The sequence below is a fragment of the Herbidospora sp. RD11066 genome (assembly GCF_054661255.1).
Window position 1 is genome coordinate 587,939 of record NZ_BAAGDO010000003.1, and the last position, 14,066, is coordinate 602,004.

12 protein-coding genes and 1 riboswitch are annotated in these 14,066 nt (G+C 68.8%); of the genes, 3 read left to right on the forward strand and 9 right to left on the reverse strand.

The window, feature by feature from the left end:
- Positions 1–8 precede the first annotated feature (8 nt).
- Positions 9–1,004, reverse strand: a complete 996-nt coding sequence (locus tag ACYQ78_RS14250) for a ribonucleotide-diphosphate reductase subunit beta (protein WP_459801773.1) — start codon at positions 1,002–1,004, stop codon at positions 9–11.
- Positions 1,004–3,283: a ribonucleoside-diphosphate reductase subunit alpha gene (locus ACYQ78_RS14255; protein ID WP_459801288.1), complete on the reverse strand. Its 2,280-nt coding sequence runs from the start codon at positions 3,281–3,283 to the stop codon at positions 1,004–1,006. Before ACYQ78_RS14255 ends, ACYQ78_RS14250 begins: the two co-directional genes overlap by 1 nt.
- A 78-nt stretch (positions 3,284–3,361) precedes the next feature.
- A riboswitch (cobalamin riboswitch) is annotated at positions 3,362–3,575 on the reverse strand.
- Positions 3,576–3,676: 101 nt separating this feature from the next.
- Here ACYQ78_RS14255 and ACYQ78_RS14260 point away from each other — a divergent pair.
- Positions 3,677–4,456, forward strand: a complete 780-nt coding sequence (locus ACYQ78_RS14260) for an MBL fold metallo-hydrolase (RefSeq protein WP_459801289.1) — start codon at positions 3,677–3,679, stop codon at positions 4,454–4,456.
- Here the strand turns inward: ACYQ78_RS14260 and ACYQ78_RS14265 are convergent.
- On the reverse strand, positions 4,430–5,008 hold the full coding sequence (locus tag ACYQ78_RS14265; RefSeq protein WP_459801774.1) for a TetR/AcrR family transcriptional regulator: 579 nt from the start codon (positions 5,006–5,008) through the stop codon (positions 4,430–4,432). The genes ACYQ78_RS14260 and ACYQ78_RS14265 overlap by 27 nt on opposite strands.
- Positions 5,009–5,091: 83 nt before the next feature.
- Between ACYQ78_RS14265 and ACYQ78_RS14270 the strand changes: the two genes are divergently transcribed.
- Together ACYQ78_RS14270 and ACYQ78_RS14275 are read left to right on the forward strand one after the other, a co-directional pair.
- Positions 5,092–5,931 carry an SDR family NAD(P)-dependent oxidoreductase gene (locus ACYQ78_RS14270; RefSeq protein WP_459801290.1) on the forward strand — a complete coding sequence of 280 codons (840 nt, stop codon included), beginning with the start codon at positions 5,092–5,094 and terminating at the stop codon, positions 5,929–5,931.
- 232 nt (positions 5,932–6,163) lie between these two features.
- Positions 6,164–8,611: a lamin tail domain-containing protein gene (locus ACYQ78_RS14275; RefSeq protein ID WP_459801291.1), complete on the forward strand. Its 2,448-nt coding sequence runs from the start codon at positions 6,164–6,166 to the stop codon at positions 8,609–8,611.
- 62 nt (positions 8,612–8,673) lie between these two features.
- Here ACYQ78_RS14275 and ACYQ78_RS14280 read toward each other — a convergent pair whose 3' ends face one another.
- From ACYQ78_RS14280 to ACYQ78_RS14305, 6 genes are all read right to left on the reverse strand, one after another.
- The gene (locus ACYQ78_RS14280; protein WP_459801292.1) at positions 8,674–9,738 is read right to left on the reverse strand and encodes a hypothetical protein; all 1,065 of its coding nucleotides are present in this window, start codon (positions 9,736–9,738) and stop codon (positions 8,674–8,676) included.
- A gap of 7 nt (positions 9,739–9,745) precedes the next feature.
- Positions 9,746–10,828, reverse strand: a complete 1,083-nt coding sequence (locus tag ACYQ78_RS14285) for an aldo/keto reductase (RefSeq protein WP_459801293.1) — start codon at positions 10,826–10,828, stop codon at positions 9,746–9,748.
- Positions 10,829–10,918: 90 nt separating this feature from the next.
- Positions 10,919–11,377 (reverse strand): protein-tyrosine phosphatase family protein, encoded by a 459-nt coding sequence (locus tag ACYQ78_RS14290; RefSeq protein WP_459801294.1) that lies wholly within the window; start codon positions 11,375–11,377, stop codon positions 10,919–10,921.
- A 7-nt stretch (positions 11,378–11,384) separates the two neighbouring features.
- The gene (locus ACYQ78_RS14295; protein ID WP_459801295.1) at positions 11,385–11,915 is read right to left on the reverse strand and encodes a hypothetical protein; all 531 of its coding nucleotides are present in this window, start codon (positions 11,913–11,915) and stop codon (positions 11,385–11,387) included.
- Positions 11,912–13,276, reverse strand: a complete 1,365-nt coding sequence (locus tag ACYQ78_RS14300; RefSeq protein ID WP_459801296.1) for an ATP-binding protein — start codon at positions 13,274–13,276, stop codon at positions 11,912–11,914. Before ACYQ78_RS14300 ends, ACYQ78_RS14295 begins: the two co-directional genes overlap by 4 nt.
- Positions 13,273–13,950, reverse strand: a complete 678-nt coding sequence (locus tag ACYQ78_RS14305; RefSeq protein ID WP_459801297.1) for a response regulator — start codon at positions 13,948–13,950, stop codon at positions 13,273–13,275. The genes ACYQ78_RS14300 and ACYQ78_RS14305 overlap by 4 nt, the downstream gene beginning before the upstream one ends.
- Between the last annotated feature and the right edge of the window lie 116 nt (positions 13,951–14,066).

Consider the following 14,066-nt stretch of genomic DNA (forward strand, 5'->3'; position numbering starts at 1 on the left):
TCCTTGTGTCAGAAGTCGGCGTCGAAGCTGACCGTTCCCGTGACGCCTACCTGGTAGGCGGAGACCTTGCGTTCGAAGAAGTTGGCCAATTCCTGCACGTCCTGGAGCTCCATGAAAGCGAAGGGGTTCCGGGAGCCGTACAGGGGTGGGATGCCGAGCTGGGCGAGGCGGCGGTCGGCGACATGTTCCAGGTAGCTGCGCATGTCGGTGGGGGACATTCCCGACACGCCCTGGCCGAGCAGGTCTTCGGCGAACTGGGCCTCGCAGTCGACGGCCTCGGCGAGCATGTCCTTCACCTGGGCGACGAGCTTGTCGTCGAACAGGTCGGGTTCCTCGGCGCGGGCGACCTCGACGACGTCGAAGGCGAACGCCATGTGCATCGACTCGTCGCGGAAGACCCAGTTCGTGCCCGAGGCCAGGCCGTTGAGCAGGCCGCGGGAGCGCAGGAAGTAGACGTACGCGAAGGCGCCGTAGAAGAACAGGCCCTCGATGCACGCGGCGAAGCAGATGAGGTTGAGCAGGAAGGCGCGGCGGTCGTCCTTCGTCTCCAGGGTCTTGAGGTCGCCGAGCGAGTCGATCCAGCGGAAGCAGAAGTCCGCCTTGCGGCTGATCGACGGGATGTTCTCGACGGCGGCGAAGGCCTCGAAACGCTCCTGCTCGTCGGGGACGTAGGTGTCGAGCAGGTTCAGGTAGAACTGCACGTGGACGGCCTCTTCGAAGAGCTGCCGCGACAGGTAGAGGCGCGCTTCGGGGGCGTTGACGTGCTGGTAGAGGTTGAGCACCAGGTTGTTGGCGACGATGGTGTCACCCGTGGCGAAGAAGGCCACCAATCGTGAGACCAGGTGGCGTTCGGCGTCGGAGAGCTTCTTCAGGTCGGCGAGGTCGGAGTGGAGGTCGACCTCCTCGACGTGCCAGGTGTTCTTGATCGCGTCGCGGTAGCGCTCGAAGAACGCCGGGTAGCGCATCGGGCGCAGGGTCAGGCTCATGCCGGGGTCGAGCAGCATTACTGGCACGCCTCACAGGACTCGGGGTTCTCCAGGGAGCAGACTTCCGCAGGGGTCAGGACCGGGACGGTCGCCTGCTGGATGCGCGTCGCGGGGCGCGAGCGCAGGTAGTACGTGGTTTTCAGGCCCGACTTCCACGCGTAGAGGTACATCGACGACAGCTTGTCGATGGTCGGGCTGGCCATGAACAGGTTGAGCGACTGGCTCTGGTCGATGTACGGAGCCCGCGCCGCCCCCATGTCGATGAGCGCGCGCTGCGGGAGCTCCCAGGCGGTGCGGAACAGCCGGCGCACGTCGTCCGGCAGCTCGCCCAGGCCCTGCACCGAGCCCTCGGCCTGGCGGATGGCGGTGCGGACGGGCTCCGTCCACAGACCCCGGGTCTTGAGTTCGGCGACGAGGGCGTTGTTGATCTGGAGGAACTCGCCGCTCAGGGTCTCGCGCTTGAACAGGTTGGAGACCTGGGGTTCGACGCACTCGTAGCAGCCCGCGATGGAGGCGATGGTCGCGGTGGGGGCGATGGCGATCAGCAGCGAGTTGCGCAGGCCGTGCTCGGCGATCTTCGCGCGGAGCGCGGTCCACTCGGGGCTGAGGCCGTGCAGGTCGGGCTGGAGTTTTCCGCGCGCGGCCCAGGTCTCCCGGTACGCCGGGTGCGGGCCGTGCTCGGCCGCGAGGTCGGCCGAGGTGTCGAGGGCGGCGAGGTAGATCTCCTCGGAGATCTTCGTGCTGAGCTCGCGGGCCTCAAGGGAGTCGAAGGGGAGCTTCAGGGCGAAGAAGACGTCCTGGAGGCCCATCAGGCCGAGGCCGACCGGGCGCCAGCGGGGGTTGCTCGCCGCGGCCTGCTGGGTCGGGTAGTAGTTGATGTCGATCACGCGGTCGAGGAAGACGACCGCCGTTCTCACGGTCCGGCGCAGCTTGGCCCAGTCGATGCCGCCGTCGGCCAGGTGGGCGGCCAGGTTGACGGAGCCCAGGTTGCAGACCGCGGTCTCCTCGTCGTTGGAGACCTCGATGATCTCGGTGCACAGGTTCGACAGGTGCACCACGTTCTGCGGCTCGGCGGCCTGGTTGCAGGTGCGGTTGGAGACGTCCTTGAAGGTCATCCAGCCGTTGCCGGTCTGGGCCAGGGTGCGCATCATCTTGGCGTACAGGTCGCGGGCGCGGATCTGGCGGACCGCGCGGCCGTCGGCCTCGGCCTTCCGGTAGACCTCGTCGAAGGCGTCGCCCCACAGGTCGGGCAGTTCGGGCAGGTCGTTGGGGTCGAACAGCGACCACGTCTGGTCGGCCTCGACGCGGCGCATGAACTCGTCGGGGATCCAGTTGGCCAGGTTGAGGTTGTGGGTGCGGCGGGCGTCCTCGCCGGTGTTGTCCTTGAGCTCCAGGAACTCCTCGACGTCGGGGTGCCAGGGCTCCAGGTAGACGCACGCGGCGCCCTTGCGGCGGCCGCCCTGGTTCACCGCCGCCACCGAGGCGTCGAGGGTGCGCAGGAACGGGACGATCCCGTTCGAGTGGCCGTTGGTGCCCTTGATCAGGGCGCCCCTCGACCGGACCCGCGACCAGGAGATGCCGATGCCGCCGGCGAACTTCGACAGGTGGGCGACCTGGGCGTACCGGTCGTAGATCGAGCCGAGTTCGTCGCGGGGAGAGTCGACCAGGTAGCACGACGACATCTGGGTGTGCCCGGTGCCCGAGTTGAACAGCGTCGGCGAGCTGGGCAGATAGGCCAGCGACGACATCAGGCGGTAGAGCTCGACCGCTTCCTCGGGGGTCTGGGCGAGGCCGCAGGCGACCCGGAGGAGCCAGAACTGGGGGGTCTCGACGGGCAACCGCGTCTGGGGGTGGCGGAGCAGGTAGCGGTCGTACACGGTTCTGAGACCGAAGTATTCGAAGCGGTGATCGTTGGCCGGGTCGACCACGGCGTCGAGCAGGTCGGCGTGGTCGGCCACGAAGGCGGCGGTGGGGTCGCCGATCAGGCCGAGGGCGTGGCCTTCCTTGATCGACTGGCTGAACGTGTCGGCGTCCACCTCTTTGGTGATGTACGCCGCCAGCAACCGTGCGGCCAGCCGGGAGTACTGCGGCTCCTCGCCGATCATCTCGGCGGCGGTCTGGATCGACAGACGGTCGAGTTCGGCGGTGGTGGCGCCGTCGTACAGGCCGCTGATGGTCCTGGTGGCGACCCGGAGCGGCTCGACGTCGGCGAGCCCGCCGGAACAGCCTTCGACCGCACGCACGATCCTGGTCACGTCGACCGGTTCGAGTGATCCGTCGCGCTTCTTGATGCGCATTCCCGCGCTCGTCCTCTCCTCGCGAACACACCGAGGCGCGCGGGCACGAGGGCACCGGGCGGGGCCGTCCCACGCGGCCTCGGTCCAAAGCGGTTGGCAGGTCTTCGGACTCGCGGGCGTGCTCTGTACGAGCGCCTACCGGCCGTCGCTTCCCAGACCCTCGAAGGATCCAGTGCTCGATGACGGCTTTCGTTCCCACTCACCGCTGCGGGGCAGTCCCGGATTCGCACCGGGTTCCCTCTTGCGACGCCCCACCTGGCCGGTGAGGCGAACCAACGCGTGGGACACCATATATGGGATCGATCTCAGCTGCCACATCAACATCTGGTGCCCGATTGTGCTAGTAGTGACCCCGCCCGAGGGCTCCTGGACGGGTGTGCGCAGGATGGGATGATGGAGTCCGAACGGAAAACCTGCACCGTACGGCTGGTCGGCGGGCCCACCGCGCTGCTGGAGATCGGCGGCCTCCGACTGCTCACCGACCCCTGCTTCGACGGGCCCGGACCGATCGCCAGCGGCACCCGCACCCTCATCAAGACCGCCGGTCCCGCCGTCTCACTGGAGGAACTGGGCGATCTCGACATCGTCCTGCTCTCCCATGACCAGCACGCCGACAACCTCGACCGTTCGGGCCGGGCCCTGCTCGACGAGGTGCCCGAAGTGCTCACCACCCCCGAGGCCGCCGCACGGCTCGGCGAGGACATCACCGGGCTGACGTCCTGGGAGCACCAGACCTTCGAACGCCCCGACGGCGGCTCGTTGCGCATCACGTGGGTGCCCGCCCGGCACGGCCCACCGGGCACGGAAGATCTCACCGGGCCGGTGACGGGCTTCGTGCTGACCGCTTTCGATCTACCCGCGATCTACGTGAGCGGCGACAACGCCGACCTCGAAGCCACCAGGGAGATCACCGAGCGCCTCGGGCCGATGGACGCGGGCCTCTTCTTCGCCGGGGCCGCGCGGACCCCGCTGGTCGACGGCTTCCTGACCTTCACCGCCGAGGAGGTCGTGGAGGCGACGCTGATCATGGGCGCCGAAGTGGTGATCCCCGTCCACATGGACGGCTGGCAGCACTTCACCGAAGGCCCCGGCGACCTGTGGGACGCCTTCGAGAAGTACGAACTCGACGACCGGCTGGTGCTGCTGTCAGCCGGTGATTCCTTCAGTTTCTAGGGTCTTCACGTACGCCCCCACCGCCGCGACGACCGCCCTGCGATGGCGGGCCCGGCGCGCCTCGTCGTGGGGGGCGCCGAGGGTGCGGATGGCGGGCGGGGTGATGCTCCACGCCTGGGCCACGGCCAGGGCGATCATCAGGGCGTCCATGCCGCGCTCGGCGTCGAGGCCCAGCGCCTCGGAGACCTCCCCCGACTTGCCCAGGTGGGCGGCGAGTTCGGCCTCGGAGGCGTCGGGGTGCTCCAGGGTCTTCCACTGGGTCAGCCGCAGCAGGCCGGGATCTTCGGCGAACCGGTCGAACAGCGCCGCCGCGTAGCCCGGCAGGTCGGACGGGGTGAACGGGACGACGTCGGCCAGGACCCGCAGGCGGGCGTCGAGGACGGCGTCGAACAGGGCGTCCTTCGACCCGAAGTAGGCGTAGATGGCCTGCTTGTTGGCCTCCGCCGCCTTGGCGATGCGGTCGACCCGGGCGCCGGCCAGACCGCGTTCGACGAACTCGTCGTAGGCGGCGTCGAGCAGGCGGGCACGGGTCGCGGCGGAGTCGTAGGCCATCACACCTGGATTCTAAACCAACCGGTTGGATTCTATGGTTAACTAAACCATCTGGTTGGTTTAATCCATCGAAGGGATCGATCATGCGCGCAGTGGTGACCGGCGGGGCTTCCGGCATCGGATACGAGACCGCGCTCGGCCTGGCCCGCGCCGGGGCCGAGGTGACCCTCGCGGTCCGGAATCCGGAGAGCGGTCTCGTCGCCGCCGAGCGGATTCGCGAGGCGACCGGGCGGAAGGTGGCGGTCGGGCGGCTCGACCTGGCCGATCTCGGGTCGGTGCGTTCCTTCGCGGACGCCTGGGACGGGCCGCTCGACGTCCTGGTGAACAACGCGGGGATCATGGCGCTGCCGGAGCTCACGCGTACCGGCGACGGGTGGGAGTTGCAGTTCGCCACCAACCACGTCGGGCACGCCGCGCTGGCCATCGGCCTGCGGCCCTCGATCCCCGACGGGGGCAGGATCGTGGTGGTCGCCTCGGCCGCCCACCTGATGTCTCCGGTGCACTTCGACGACGTCCACTTCGAGCGGCGGGCCTACGACCCGTGGCAGGCCTACGCGCAGTCGAAGACGGCCAACGTGCTGTTCGCGGTGGGGGCGGCGCGGCGGTGGCCCGGACTCCTCGTCAACGCCGCGCATCCGGGCGGGATCATGACCAACCTCCAGCGGCACCTCGACGACGCCCAGCTCGACTTCGTCGGCGCGAAGGACGAGCAGGGGAACGTCCTGGAGGTACCGCCCGGGTGGAAGACGCCCGAGCAGGGGGCGTCCACCTCGCTGCTGCTGGCCCTCGGGGAGGTCGAGGTCAGCGGGCGCTACTTCGCCGACGACCAGGAGGTGCCGGTCGGGCCTTCGCTGGCCGATTACGCGGCCGACCCGGTTCTGGCCGACCGGCTCTGGGACGAGACGGCCCGGCTCCTTGGCTAACTTTGACGTTCATTCACCGTCGGCGGCTCACGAACACTTCACCGCGATTGTCGGCAAGCCGTATCCGAATGTCGTCAAATCGCTGTTTGCGCACGTCGCAGGCCCCGAGAAGTGAAACGTCACGGAAAGAAACGGAGAACTCCTCGGTAGTAGCAGAATGTGCCATTTCCAAGAGATATGGGCTGGCACCATGCTCTCTGAGGAACACTGTCCTGAGGAGGAGCACACACCCGTGGCAAAACCCAGAGCCCGCAGGCTGATCACGGCGGCCAGCCTGTCGTCGTTAATGCTCGCGGCATCGCTGAGCGCCCTTCCCGCCGCGAACGCGCTGTCGTCCGACGTCGTCATCTCCGCGGTCTACGGCGGCGGCGGCAACTCGGGCGCGACCATCAAGAACGACTTCATCGAGCTGGCCAACCTCACGGGCAACCCGATCAACGTGTCCGGTTGGAGCGTTCAATACGCCTCGGCCGCCGGTGCCGTCTTCCAGATGACGAACCTCTCGGGCACGATCCCGGCCAACGGCAAGTACCTCGTCCAGCAGGCCGCCGGCGCCGGCGGCAGCCTGAACCTGCCGACCCCCGACGCCACCGGCTCGATCCCGATGTCGGCCACCTCGGGCGTCGTCGCGCTGGTCACCGCGCAGATTCCGCTGGTCGGCTGTGGCATCTCCTGCTCGACCGCTCCGAACGTCAAGGACCTCGTCGGCTACGGCGCCACCGCCAACGTCGAGACCCTCGCGGCCCCCGGCCTCACCAACTCGACGGCCGCCGCCCGCTCCGGCTCGATGATCGACACCGACAACAACTCGGTCGACTTCTCCGCGGGCGTGCCGAAGGCCACCAACACCGCCGGCACCACGGTCACCGCGGGCGACACCGGCGGCCCGACCGACCCGACGCCCGGCACGGTCAGGATCCACGACATCCAGGGCTCCGGCCGGATCTCCCCGATCGTCGGCACGAACGTCACCAACGTGCCCGGCATCGTGACGGCCGTCCGCACCACCGGCAGCTCGCGCGGTTTCTGGTTCCAGGACCCCACGGCCGACGCCGACCCGCTGACCTCCGAGGGCCTGTTCGTCTTCATGGGCACGACCTCTCCGACGGTCGTCCCCGGTGACGGCGTCCTGGTCTCCGGCCGGGTCACCGAGTTCCGTCCGGCCACCGGTTCGCAGGCGCTGACCGAGCTCGGCGGCACCATCGTCACCACCAAGGTGTCGAGCGGCAACACGCTCCCCGCGCCGGTCCCGGTCAGCCTGCCCGCCGTCTACACCAAGTCGGGCGCCCTTGAGGCGCAGCCTCTTGAGCCGTCCTCGTACGTCCTCGACTACTTCGAGGTCCACGAGGGCATGCGGATGACCGTCGACCAGCAGACCAAGCTGGTCAGCCCGGTCAACACCGAGTTCGGCGAGCTCTGGGTGACCTACACGCCCAGCCACAACCCGACCCCGCGTGGCGGCCACATCTACCTGAACTACGCCGACAACAACGCCGGCCGTTTCTTCATCCAGTCGCTCATCGGCGCCCCCGCCGCCAACGTCGGCTCGACGCTGGCCGCCGGCACCACCGGTGTCATGGACTACCAGAGCTTCGGCGGCTACGTCCTGCAGGCCACCCAGCTCGGCGCCATCACCGAGGGCGGCCTCAAGCGCCAGAAGGTGACCCCGGCCAAGAAGGCCGGCGACCTGTCGATCGCGACGTACAACGTCGAGAACCTCACCGTCGCCGACTCGGCCGCGAAGTACCAGCGTCTCGCCGAGGCCGTCGTCACCAACCTCGGCACCCCGGACATCCTCGCCCTCGAGGAGATCCAGGACAACAACGGCACCGCCACCGGCACCGTGGCGGCCGACCAGACGATGGCCAAGTTCATCCAGGCGATCGTCGCGGCCGGCGGCCCGACCTACGACTGGCGCTCGATCGACCCCAACGAGGGCAACGACGGTGGCGCCCCCGGCGGCAACATCCGCCAGGTCTTCCTGTTCAACCCGGCCCGCACCACCTTCGTGGACCGTCCGGGCGGCGACGCCAACACCGCGGTGACCGTGGTGCGCGAGCGTCCGACCAGCAACCAGGTCTACCTGTCGGCTTCGCCCGGCCGCATCAACCCGACGTCGTCGGTGTGGGCGTCCAGCCGCAAGCCGCTCGTCGGTGAGTTCCTGTACGACGGCAACAAGCAGCTGTTCGTCATCGCCAACCACTTCAACAGCAAGGGCGGCGACCACCCGCACTCGGCAGCCGTCCAGCCGCCGAACCGTACCTCCGAGGTCCAGCGCATCGGCCAGGCGACCGAGGTCCGCAACTTCGTCGCCGACCTGGCGACCAAGTCGGCGAACCAGGCCCGCGTGGTCGTGCTCGGCGACATCAACGACTACCAGTTCAGCCCGACGCTGGCGACGCTGACCGACAACGGTTCGCTGCTGAAGGCCCTGATCAACGACCTGCCCGAGGGTGAGCGCTACAGCTACATCTTCGACGGCAACTCGCAGACGCTGGACCACATCCTGGTGAGCCCGAACATCAAGGGCTACGCCTACGGCGTGGTGCACATCAACGCCGAGTTCGCCGACCAGGCGTCCGACCACGACCCGCAGATCCTCCGGATCCTGACGGGCTGCAACACCGAGCCCCTCCCCGAGCGCTGCCGCCCCGGCAGCCCGGTCGTGGACGTCGAGTAACACCCCGTTTCAGCAAGTGGCGAGCGCCCGTCCTCTTCCCCGGGGGACGGGCGCTCCGTCTTTCAACAGGGGTCGAGCCGCGCGTGGTCGCGGTCGCAGAGCGGGTCCCAGTGGCGGGCGGCGTGCATGATCGAGGCGGCCAGTCCGGGGTGGGCGGCGGCCCAGAGGTCATCGAAGACGTAGAACTGCCGGAACCCATTGGGGTGGACGTGAAGCGTCGCCTGGATCAGATGGTCGCTCTCGAGGATGACGGCCCGGTCGGGGAACCGCCATCCGGGCAAGGTGAACGTCTCCATCAGATCCATCGCGGCGGCATGGGCGACCGGATGGGAGTTCGTGAGATCGGGCGCCATCTCGAAGACGTCCGGAGTGGAGTGAGGTCCCACGTATGACGCGTCGTGGATGAAGGGCCACAGGTTGCGCCGCTCCAGTGCGGCCCGGATGCCCGAGTCACCTGGGGAGATCAGCGCGCGAAGAGCGATGAACTCTCCGTCCCATTCCGGCTTGTCGGCATCACGCAGAGCCGCCGTCAGACCGGGTAGCCGGACGCCCGGCACCATCGCCATGGGGGACCAGCCGAACCAGATCCCGTCGATGTCCAGAACGACCAGGTAGGTGGCACCCTCCCCGCCTGAGAACTTCTCGGTGAGCGCGTCGACCGGATCGGGAGGCGTGAAGCCGCCCGCTTCCGTGACGTCGGTCGGCAGTTCGGCATTCTCGGTGCCGAGATAGGCCCAGCGGTCGGGGGCGGCGGCGAACGCGTCGTCGTCGAGCAGGTAGAAGGCCAGCTCGATGTCATCGTCGTCGGTGAGCGCCCGGACGTTTCCCTCGCCGACGTTGAGCCTGCGCTCGACATAGAGGTGCTTTCGGAGGAAATCGGGAAATTCCTCCCGGCCACCCGGGAGGATCAGCTCTCTGCCCGGGTAGGCCGATTTCTGCTGGAAGATCGAGGCCAGGCCGTAGATGTCCACTCCGATCTCCCGTGTCAGCCAGTCGAGGAGGGCTTCCAGGTCGGTGGGGGCCTGGCTCCGTAATCGCCGGAACCATTCGTAGACGGTCGGTTCGGGAAAGTGGCGGATCCACTTTCCCTGAGGACCTTCGTAGGCGCTTCGGTAGATCAGGTACACGCGTTCATCAATAGCGCACCGAGCTCTGGAGCAGGGGCGGGTAGACGATCGAGGATTCGCCGTCGACGGTCGTTCCGGCGAATTGGAGCATCGCGCGGGTCTCGCCGTTGACCGCCGCCGGATATCCCAGGGTGGGCGCCGAGATATCGTCCAGGACCTTGAGCTGTTCGGGGGTCAGGGTCACGTCGAGCGCCGCGAGGTTGCTCTCCAGGTGGTCGACCCTGCGCGCGCCGACGATCGGCACCACCGTGCCGGGGCGGGCCCGCAGCCAGGACAGGGCGACCGCCGCCGACGACGCGCCCGCCTGGTCGGCGACCTCGGCCAGCACGTCGATGACCTGGTAATCCGCCTCGGTCGGGCCGCCCACGTAGCCCGTGCGGGCCGAGTCGGTGACCTCGGCGCCTCGGCGGTACTTGCCGGACAGGAAGCCGTTCTTCAACGGGCTCCACGGGGTCAGGGCCAGGCCCTGGTCCAAAGCGAGCGGGGCCACTTCGCCCTCGACCGTCCGGGCCAGGAGGGAGTATTCGACCTGGAGGGCGATCAGCGGGGTCCAGCCGCGCAGCGACGCCATGGTCTGGGCTTGGGCGGTCACCCACGCCGGGGTGTTGGAGAAGCCGATGTAGCGGATCTTCCCGGCCTGGACGAGGTCGTCGAGGGTCCGCATCGTCTCTTCCAGCGGGGTGTTGCGGTCCCAGTTGTGGAGCCAGTAGAGGTCCAGGTAGTCGGTCTGGAGGCGGCGCAGGCTCTCGTGGAGCTGGGCGATGATCGAACCACGGCCGGCGCCGCCGCCGTTCGGGTCGCCGGGATACATGTTGCCGAAGAACTTCGAGGCCACGACCGTGTGGCCACGCAGGCCCGGTCGCGCCGCGAAGTAGTCGCCGAGGATCTTCTCCGAGTGGCCGTTGCTGTAGAAGTTGGCCGTGTCGACGAAGTTCCCGCCCCGGTCGAGGTAGGTGCCGAGGATCTTCTCCGACTCCTCGACGTCGCATCCGGCCGAGCCGGGGTCGTCGCCGAAGGTCATCGCCCCGAGGGCGAAGGGGCTGACCCGGAGGCCGGAGCGTCCGAGGGTGACATAGTGGTCGAGCGGCATTTTCGTGCTCCTTTCGTCTACCTCCCACCGAAGCGCTGAGATGCAAAGGAAGGTAGAACGATCCGCTCGACCTCTTGCCTGATCCTGCCGCTAGCGGGAATCGAGGCCGGTCGTCAGGTAGTCCACGAAGTGGGTGTTGTGGAGCGCGAGGGGTGATCTCCGGGTGCGGATGAGGGGGATCACGTCGTCGAGGGCGTACCCGAGGAGCAGGAGGGTCTGGGCCACGACGAGGCCCGAGCGGTTGTAGCCCGCCCTGCACCGCACGAGCACCCGCTGCTCCGAGCGGACCGCTTCGGCGGTGAATTCGGCCATCGTCACGACCGTGCGGACCTGTTCCGGGGTCAACGGGCCGTCGGGGACGTGGCAGACGTGGTGGACGGCCGGGTCGTCGGGGCCGTGGCCGTCGAGGCGGATCATGCTGACGACCACGTCGAACTCGTCGGTCACCACGACCGGGAGCAGGCCGGACGGGTCGCCGCGGAAATGGCCGCCCATGGACAGTCTGGGGATGATCTCGTGCCAGGGTTCGGTGTCGTAGGGGATGTCCACGGATCCATTATTCGGCCGCGCGGGGAAATTCCGAGCAGCGGAACGAGCCGAAGCTCGCTCTCCCCCGCCGCACCTCGACCGTGACCGCGTCGGGGTCGATGTTCGAGCGCGCGGCCACGGCGGCGGCGGCCGTGCAGGTGAGCTGGCCGGCCCACAACGTGCGGTCGCGCTGGGCGGCGATGGTCTCGCGGGGGACGGGGACAGGCGCGGCGGCCGAGTCGGGGGTCTCGACGGTGATGCGGACCTTGGCGGCGTCGGCGGTGACGGCGCCCAGGGTGCCGATCCAGGTTTCCAGTTCGGTGGCCAGGCCCAGTTTCCGTTCCGGTTCGCTGGGGCCGTCGATCAGTAGATTCAGAGTCTCCTTCAGCGACGGCCACGGCATCGGGCGGGTGACGGCGCGCAGGCGCTGGCCCGACACGAAGTAGAGCCGCATGCTGGGCTGGAAGCCGCTGGCGGGTTCGCCGCCGTCCTGTACGCCCGTGGGGCTGATGCCACAACCGGTCAGCACCAGCACGACGACCAGCAGGATTCTTCTCATCGCGGTTCCCTGGGCAGGGTCAGGCGGAACAGCGCGCCGCCCTCGGGGCGGTTGACGACCTCGATCGTGCCGCCGTGGAGGCGGGCGTTCTCCAGGGCGATGGCCAGGCCCAGGCCACTGCCGTCCGATCTCGTACGGGCGGCGTCGGCCTTGGAGAAGCGGTCGAAGACGTGGGGGAGCAGGTCGGGGTCGATGCCCGGCCCCGAGTCGGCGACCTCGATGGCGAGGCCCTTCAGCGTGATGGTCACGGGCTGGGCGCCGTGCCTGAGCGCGTTGCCGACCAGATTGGCCATGATGACGTCGAAGCGGCGCGGGTCGAGCCTGATGCGGACGCCGGGGTCGATGGCCACGGTGACGTCCGAGGTCCATCCTCGGGTACGCAGACTCGCCGCCACCGCCTCGGCGACGTCCACGTCGTCGACGACCAGACCGGCGGCGCCGGCGTCGAAGCGGGAGATCTCCATCAGGTCTTCGACCAGTTTGACCAGGCGGCCGACCTCCAGGTTCAGCAGGGCGGCCGCCTCCGGCAGGTCGCCGTCGAGCCGTGCGGCCTCCTCCTCGATGACGTCGGCCATGGCGAGGATCGAGGCCAGTGGGGTGCGCAGTTCGTGGGAGACGTCGGCGACGAACCGGCGGGCATTGCCCACGCTCGATTCCAGGGCGGCGGCGGTGGCGTTGAAGGTCTCGACGAGCCTGGCCAGTTCGTCCCGGCCGGTGGCCTTGAGGCGGGTGTCGAGTTCACCGGCGCCCAGGCGGCGGGCGGCGCGGTCGAGATCACGTACAGGTCTGAGGACTCCACCGGCGGCGACCAGCGCGAACAGCACGGCCAGCAGCAGCACGGGCACGACGCCGTTGCGGGCGGCGGCGACCAGCGCCTCCTGGTCGGCGGCCTCGGCGTCGAGCGAGGAGATCAGGTAGACCTCGACGCCCGACGGCGTGCCCTCCCGGCGGAGCAGCACGGGCGTGCCCACCACGAGATAGGCCGAGCCGTCGCGCACCACCCGCTGGTAGACCAGCCGTTGTTCGGCGGTGACGCGTCGCCGCAGGTCGGGACCGAGAGGAGCGGTTCCGTCGCCGGAGGCCACCAGCCCGGAATCGCCGTAGACGGCGGCGCCGGTCGCCTCCAGGAACGCGGGGGCGACGCCGTTGGCGAGCTGCTGGAGGGCCGCCTTCGACGGCGGGTGCTGCATGTTCTCGGTCAGGGTCGAGACGCGGAGCCGGAACTCGTTGACGACCGACCACTCGGTGCGGGTAAGCATGAGGTCGCGGGCCTGCTTGTAGACTAGCCCGGCCGCCGTGAGCGCGCTCAACCCGGCCAGCACGGCGAACACCACGACCAATCGGGCCCGAAGCCCTCTCACAACGGTCCGAACCGATATCCGAACCCGCGCACGGTCTGGACGAACCTGGGCTGGGACGGAACGTCCTCGATCTTGGTGCGCAACCGCTGGACACAGGCGTCGACAAGTCGCGAGTCGCCGAGGAAGTCCAGGTCCCAGACCGATTCCAGGAGCTGCTGACGGCTGAACACCTGCCCCCGCGACGCCGACAGTTCGAGCAGCAACCGCAGCTCCAGCGGGGGGAGAATCAGACCGACCCCGCTCTTGGCCACCGTCAGCGCGCCCCGGTCGATCACCAGGTCGCCGTAGACCTCCTGGCCGACCGCCGAAGGGGCCGCCCAGCGCCGCAGGACCGCTCTGATCCGGGCCTCCAGCACGCGCGGCCGCACCGGCTTGACCACGTAGTCGTCGGCGCCGGCCTCCAGACCGCTGACCACGTCGAGGTCGTCGCCCCGGGCGGTGAGCATGACGATCGGCAGGTGGCCACCGGCTCTGATCCGGCGGCAGACCTCGAAGCCGTCGAGGCCGGGGAGCATCAGGTCGAGGACGACGATGTCCATCGTTGTCTCACGGAGCCGTCGAAGGCCCTCCTCGCCGGTCTCGGCGGTCGCGACCTCGTGGCCGTGGCGGCTCAGCGACAGGCGCAGTCCTTCGCGGACGGAACGGTCGTCCTCGATGAGCATCACTCGGGCCACGGGACCCAGTATCCGGCTTGATCAGCGCATATCTGGTCGAAAGCGGCGTTCATTACACGCTCATGACATTCCGCTCATGGCCCGCGGACATCGCGCTGCCAGGCTCCCGGGTCGAG

Bases quoted from the DNA above. Each gene is read 5' to 3' on its own strand.
- ACYQ78_RS14250 (WP_459801773.1), bottom strand. From the start codon at position 1,004: ATGCTGCTCGACCCCGGCATGAGCCTGACCCTGCGCCCGATGCGCTAC.
- ACYQ78_RS14255 (WP_459801288.1), bottom strand. From the start codon at position 3,283: ATGCGCATCAAGAAGCGCGACGGATCACTCGAACCGGTCGACGTGACC.
- ACYQ78_RS14260 (WP_459801289.1), top strand. From the start codon at position 3,677: ATGGAGTCCGAACGGAAAACCTGCACCGTACGGCTGGTCGGCGGGCCC.
- ACYQ78_RS14265 (WP_459801774.1), bottom strand. From the start codon at position 5,008: ATGGCCTACGACTCCGCCGCGACCCGTGCCCGCCTGCTCGACGCCGCC.
- ACYQ78_RS14270 (WP_459801290.1), top strand. From the start codon at position 5,092: ATGCGCGCAGTGGTGACCGGCGGGGCTTCCGGCATCGGATACGAGACC.
- ACYQ78_RS14285 (WP_459801293.1), bottom strand. From the start codon at position 10,828: ATGCCGCTCGACCACTATGTCACCCTCGGACGCTCCGGCCTCCGGGTC.
- ACYQ78_RS14295 (WP_459801295.1), bottom strand. From the start codon at position 11,915: ATGAGAAGAATCCTGCTGGTCGTCGTGCTGGTGCTGACCGGTTGTGGC.